Below are 1,265 nucleotides of genomic sequence, written 5' to 3' on the forward strand. Positions count from 1 at the left end.
GCCGCCATAGACGGAGTCATAACCCAGGCTGCCGTGCAACGTGTCGTTGCCCAGCCCCCCAAGGATGGTATCGATCCCGCCATCGCCGGTAATTTCATCGTCGCCAGAACCACCAACGATGGCATCGTCACCGGCACCACCAGCGATAAGATCATTCCCGGCACCACCGTCGATCGAATCATTTCCGGCATCGGCGAACAGATTGTCATTCCCGGCTTCACCGAATAGCGCATCCTCGTCGGCGCCACCACTCAAGTAATCGTCGCCGGCGCCGCCAAACATCGTGTCATTCCCGGCATCGCCAAACATCTGGTCTTTGCCGGTTTCTGAAGAATTACTATCACCTTCGCCGCCGTAGAGAATGTCATTCCCATCGCCGCCCAAGAGATTATCGTCGTTATAACCGCCGATCAGAAGATCATTACCCTCTTCACCGCTGAGCCAATCATCGCCCCAGCCGCCAAACAGAGTGTCGTACCCCCCACGGCCAAGAACGTTATCATTTCCACCTAAGGCATCGATACTATCTCCGCCACCAGTGCCTTCAAGAAAGTCATTACCTTCAGTAGGAACAGCCATCGTCGATCTCCTTCAGATTGAAACAAGACGAAATGAGAACTTTGCGCAAAAATTATTTCTGCGCATTCAAGTAAAATTGGTAAAAGCGCAGCAAGCTATACAGAGGAGAAATTTTCTTCGCAGGGTATGAGACCTCTCCTGAGAAAAATTTTCTCACTTTTATACAGCGGCTCAACCTACCAAGGCACCCATTGATAGGTTTTGTAGACTTACAAGGCCATCTACATAGCGACCAGAAAATAAAACCCTCTCCCGGTCTTTACAGATGACAGAGGCATAAAGTTGACTTCGTAAAAAAATCGCCATGATACTCTCGCATCAAGAGGCCATCCCTTTAGAACCACTCCTCAGGAGTGTCGGCCACAAAATCTCACACCGAGGGTTGTGCAGTCAATTACATAAAAATTAAAAGTTGTGACTATTTTAGGTCGCAGAGCATGCCCCCTCTAGCCTTAAAGAGCAGGGATTTAATTTAAAATTTCTTATATTTTTATATGAGGAAATTTTTACCCGTAGAGAGCGCGCGCACGCGCCTCAAACGCCGATACCATGCGTTTTACCGCTTCGTTGAACAGCGTCTCGATAATCTTTTGCAGCATGCGATTGTGGAACTCGAAATCCACGTAGAAATCCAACTCCGTCTGCCCCGGCGCGTCGGGCACGGCACGAAAAATCCAGTGATTGTT

1 protein-coding gene and 1 pseudogene are annotated in these 1,265 nt (G+C 49.2%); both read right to left on the reverse strand.

Translation table 11 applies throughout. From position 1 onward, the window contains the following. Nucleotides 1-579, reverse strand: a 579-nt coding sequence (locus tag VZ95_RS24740; RefSeq protein WP_045777536.1) for a calcium-binding protein, incomplete at its 3' end; no start/stop codon positions are given. A gap of 506 nt (nt 580-1,085) precedes the next feature. Further along, nucleotides 1,086-1,265 (reverse strand): annotated as a pseudogene (locus tag VZ95_RS20645) (type II toxin-antitoxin system RatA family toxin); the annotation flags it as partial.

The sequence above is a fragment of the Elstera litoralis genome (assembly GCF_000963705.1).
GTDB lineage: Bacteria > Pseudomonadota > Alphaproteobacteria > Elsterales > Elsteraceae > Elstera > Elstera litoralis.